This window comes from Vibrio sp. 10N.247.311.13 (genome assembly GCF_041467595.1).
Classification (GTDB): domain Bacteria; phylum Pseudomonadota; class Gammaproteobacteria; order Enterobacterales; family Vibrionaceae; genus Vibrio; species Vibrio crassostreae_C.
Genome location: NZ_JBFSUX010000033.1, coordinates 1 through 4,152, shown reverse-complemented (window position 1 = coordinate 4,152; position 4,152 = coordinate 1). Strand labels below are relative to the sequence as shown.

At 43.9% G+C, this 4,152-nt stretch carries 4 protein-coding genes; 1 reads left to right on the top strand and 3 read right to left on the bottom strand.

The annotated features are described in order from the left end of the window. The first annotated feature begins 334 nt into the window (after positions 1-334). Complete coding sequence (locus AB6E52_RS14195) at positions 335-763, top strand: HIT domain-containing protein (RefSeq protein WP_017061937.1); 429 nt, start codon at positions 335-337, stop codon at positions 761-763. Positions 764-895: 132 nt separating this feature from the next. On the opposite strand, the gene AB6E52_RS14190 is transcribed toward AB6E52_RS14195, so the two are convergent. Genes AB6E52_RS14190 through AB6E52_RS14180 form a run of 3 tightly spaced genes read right to left on the bottom strand, consistent with a single transcriptional unit; the run spans position 896 to position 3,618 of the window. Next, on the bottom strand, positions 896-1,126 hold the full coding sequence (locus tag AB6E52_RS14190; RefSeq protein ID WP_017061938.1) for a FeoC-like transcriptional regulator: 231 nt from the start codon (positions 1,124-1,126) through the stop codon (positions 896-898). Continuing rightward, on the bottom strand, positions 1,123-3,396 hold the full coding sequence (feoB, locus tag AB6E52_RS14185) for a Fe(2+) transporter permease subunit FeoB (RefSeq protein ID WP_017061939.1): 2,274 nt from the start codon (positions 3,394-3,396) through the stop codon (positions 1,123-1,125). The genes AB6E52_RS14190 and feoB overlap by 4 nt, the downstream gene beginning before the upstream one ends. Further along, positions 3,397-3,618 carry a FeoA family protein gene (locus tag AB6E52_RS14180; RefSeq protein ID WP_004734203.1) on the bottom strand — a complete coding sequence of 74 codons (222 nt, stop codon included), beginning with the start codon at positions 3,616-3,618 and terminating at the stop codon, positions 3,397-3,399. It lies immediately after the preceding gene. Between the last annotated feature and the right edge of the window lie 534 nt (positions 3,619-4,152).

The following is a 4,152-nucleotide window of genomic DNA, read 5'->3' as shown; positions in this document are numbered from 1 at the left end:
AGAAAATTAGAAAGGTTGACGTGAAAGCGTCAACCTTTTTTTTGTCTGGAGGTTTGTTTACTCGATTATTTAAGCGATTAGCTAACCTACACAGCAAGAGATCTCCTATTACGCTCATTCGTCGCTCTAGGAGATGACGAGAATAGGTGTAGTGAATCCAAGACAACATCAATGATGCGCCATCAAACCACACCAAATCGTTATCCCTCTTCTCACCATCATTCCCTACAGTGAGGGACGAACGTGATAGGGAATCTGCTTATTGAGAACGTAAGCCCTAGCCACATTCAAACTCCGACCTTATACTCATGTAAAACAATTAATTGGAAAGATCATGAGCTTCGAACTTCACCCGCAACTTGCGAAAGACACCACACTTATCGGCGAATTTCCACTGAGCTTAGCCCTGCTACACAAAGATAACGCAGTGCCTTGGGTTATCTTGGTACCAAAACGTGCCAACCTAAAAGAGTTGCACCACTTACCAATGAAAGAGCAACAGCAGTTCCTACATGAATCTCAGGCGGTAAGCCAAGCATTAGAAGCAACGTTCCAACCAGACAAATTGAACCTTGGTGCGCTGGGTAATATGGTGCCACAACTGCACATCCACCATATTGCACGCTTCAAAGACGACATTGCTTGGCCCGGCCCAGTATGGGGTAATACAAAAGGCGAACAGCGCAGTGAAGAAGATCAAGCCGCTATCCTGACTCGTATCCAAAACGTTCTGTCACTGAGCTCTATCTTCAAGAAAGCATAATTCGAGTTCATCTCATTGAGCTTTAAAGTAAAACACTTCAGAAAAGACACATAACAAAAAGCCGCTCATCTTAGATAAGCGGCTTTGTCATTTTCTAATCTCGCCTTTTTCAACGAGAGTCTGAAGACCGAACTACATCATCACGTTAAGCGACAAACCATCTTGTTTGCTGATGGTGTAGCGAATACGCGTTGTATGACCATGCTTATTCGTATCGACCAAGCGAGAAACTTTCCCTTTCTTGACCCAAACACTCAGCATCGCATCGACGCCATCTTCACTCATGCCAAACTTTGCAGCGAGCTCTTTACGAGCCGCAACGCCGTGGCTATCAATGTATTGATGAAGTTCAGTTAAAATCATACGACTTGCACCTCTAGTGCTTTCTGCTTACTGCCCACTTTCTTGAAGACGCGATACGTCACCACAAAACCACCAGCAATCGCCACCATCCATACTGCACTTGTCACAGGATGCGCAGCAAAGTTTGCCGCTTGGTAGTAGAAAGTCGCACCAAAGTAACCAAGAGCCATCGTCCAAACCGCGATGAAGCGTGCAAACGTCTGACCAAATTCACGAACATAAGCACCCATCGCGGCCACACAAGGCGTGTAAAGCAGGATAAGAATCAAGTAAGCGAATGCCGCATGACCAGATACAAACTTGTCTTTCAAGTTACCAAAGATAGAGGTATCGACTTCTTGGTCAGCTGCTACAGAATTAGAGTCAGACAAGTCGCCAACTTCAATACCTAATGGATCTGAGTAGCTCAATCCGGCTAGGTTTTCAGGGATCGTCATTACCGCTTCTTGCAGGCTTGCTGCTAAGTCAAACTCAGCTGCTTCTTCATCAGAAGGCGTTGTATATAGGCTATTTAATGTACCAACAACGGCTTCTTTAGCGAAAATACCTGTGATGATACCAACCGTTGCAGGCCAGTTCTCTTCAGTAATACCAATTGGTTGGAATACAGGTGTTACAACTTGAGCTGCTCTAGACAGTACTGAGTTTTCGCTATCTTCGTTACCAAAGCTGCCGTCCATACCTAGAGAGTTTAGGAAGCTAAGAATAGCCACAACCATCACGATTGTTTTACCTGCACCAAGTACGAAACGCTTCAGCTTCTGCCAAGTTTTCAACATTACGTTTTGCACTGTCGGCAATTCGTAATCTGGCATTTCCATCACTAAGCTATCACTGCTACCTGGGTAGATCGTGTTTTTCAGGAACAAACCCGTAAATACAGAAGCAACGATACCCATGATGTACAGAGCGAATACTACGTTTTGTCCTGCACCTGGGAAGAACGCCGCCGCGAACAGTGCGTATACCGGTAAACGAGCACCACATGACATAAACGGCGCCATTGATGCTGCTAGTTTACGTTCGCGCTCTTGGTCAAGAGTACGAGTTGCCATGATTGAAGGCACGTTACAACCAAAGCCCAGTACAAGTGGGACAAATGCTTTACCCGGTAAACCAATCTTCTGCATCACTTTATCAAGTACAAATGCAGCACGAGCCATGTAGCCTGAGCTTTCTAGTACCGCTAAGAATAGGTAAAGCGCTGCGATAACAGGAATAAAGGTCGCAACCGTTTGGATACCGCCGCCAATACCATCAGCAAGTACAGTGACTAACCAAACTGGTAAATGGCCATCTAATAAGTGGTGTCCACCATCAACTAATATTGCTCCAACACCAATATCGAAGAAGTCGATAAACGCACTACCGATATTGATAGAGAACATGAACATTAGGTACATGATAACGAAGAAGAAAGGAATACCGACCCATTTGTTCAAAATGAATTGGTCTGCTTTCTCTGTAAAGTTACGGCTTAGTTTGCCTTCGCTGCGACGAACACGTTTACAAAGGTCATGTAAGAAAGTGTATTTAGCGTCAGCAACAGCAAGGTCAATATCGAAATCGGCACCAAGACGCACGCTATCAATTTGAGTGCGAGTTTGTGGGGCTAAACCATTCAATACCAAGTAATCATTTTCTAAAGCACGAATCGCTAGCGCTCGGTGAGATACGTCAGCATCATCAAATTGTGACTCAACAGAAGGGATAAGAGCTTCTAACGCGGCATCGTAATCAATAGAGATAGGGTCAAGGCTCACACCTTGAACAAGCAGTTTATGCAGACGCTCTTTAAAGCGAACCACTTGACCTTTATCGTTTGCAGACAAGCTTAGAACTGGGCAACCTAGCTCTTTCTCTAGTGCTTTAAGGTTAATCACCTGACGTTCGCGCTTTAATACATCCATTTTGTTCAACACAACGATCATTGGGCGACCCAACTCACGCAGCTGTAATGTCATATATAAGCTTCGTTCTAGACAGTTAGCGTCGACAACATTGATGATCACATCTGCTGGGTGAGTTAAAACAGCGCGAGACGCGATAGACTCATCGATGCTGTTCGCATCATTACCACTGTCTAGTGCGTAGATACCCGGTAAATCCGTTAGTTGAAACTGATCACCAGCGTGCGAGTATAAACCCGTCTTCTTTTCAACAGTGACACCAACCCAGTTACCAACGTGCTGCTTAGCACCAGTCAGTGCGTTGAACAGTGTTGTTTTACCACTATTCGGGTTACCAACGGTAAGAACTTGATAATCCATTTAGATAACCTCGATTTGTTCTGCAATGCTTTCACGAATGGCGATAGAAACACCTCTCACTTCAACTTGAAGCGGATCACCCATAGGTGCACGGCGGATAAGCGTCACCTCGGTTTTTGGCAACATACCCATGACCATAAGTTTCTTCCTTACGTCTGGTGTTAAACCTGTTAGTGCAACAATAGAAGCCGCCTTTCCTTGCTCTAATTGTGAGAGTTTCATAAGTACCCAATTCGTGACTGATAATGAGAAAGATTGTTATTAACGCCATGATACACATACATGCCCACAATTCTATTGTGTGAAATCAATGTTTTCGAAAATACATACTCGTAAGTTTCGTTAAAAACGTTTACGTCAAAAACGTTACTTTCAACAACTAGCGAGAACTACCTCACTAGTACAAACCCTCCCAAACAAAAACAAATCATTAATTATCAATCACTTGAGACAATGTCGGTTTTCTCATAGGTATCTGTCGTTAATTTTATAAGTAAAATAAGTAGCTGGACGTATAGTTACTCCATCGAAGAGAAACTACTTCTCTTTAATTTTATTCCAGAGGTGATATGGCTTTGCTATATCACTCCGGCAGCAAGCGAAGGTGTCGTTGGCACCCGTGGTATAGTCCCCCCGGCTATGCCACGATATTTTTTTTCTTCCCTTTGTTTTATCCCAACAACCTTTTTAAACTCCCCATTTATCTCGTATCTCGTATCTCGTATCTCGTATCTCGTATCTCGTATCTCGTATCTC